General features: G+C 46.3%; 1 protein-coding gene. It reads right to left on the bottom strand.

Annotation, left to right across the window (positions count from 1 at the left end; all coding sequences use genetic code 11):
* Nucleotides 1-434, bottom strand: a 434-nt coding sequence (locus tag B3182_RS14730; protein ID WP_292753316.1) for a MotA/TolQ/ExbB proton channel family protein, incomplete at both ends; no start/stop codon positions are given.

Genomic DNA, 434 nt, shown 5'->3' with positions numbered 1-434 from the left:
TGTGAATAACGGTTATATGCTACAACCGCTGGTATCGCTGCAAACAAGCCCATTGCTGTCGCGATCAAAGCCTCGGCAATACCTGGGGCAACCATAGCCAGTGTCGCCTGTTGCACTTCGCCTAAAGCTCGAAATGAATTCATGATACCCCAGACCGTTCCAAACAAACCAATGTATGGACTGGTAGAACCTGCTGTCGCCAGAAAGGGTAACGAAACTTCCAATTCATCCATTTCACGGGACAAGGAAATACGCATTACTCGCTGAGTCCCTTCCAACACATAGGTTGAGTCAGTAGAGGATTTTTTTAAACGGACAAATTCCTTGAAACCCGCCTCGAAAATTCCCTCCATACCCCGACCGGAGTGAGGTCTGGCAGTAATATCCTCATAGAGTCTGTTTAATTCATTTCCCGACCAGAATTTATCTTCAAA

Source organism: Methylophaga sp. UBA4204, assembly GCF_002379485.1.
Taxonomy (GTDB): domain Bacteria; phylum Pseudomonadota; class Gammaproteobacteria; order Nitrosococcales; family Methylophagaceae; genus Methylophaga.
Note: the sequence above shows the minus strand (reverse complement) of the source record. Positions and strands in the feature narration are given on the sequence as shown.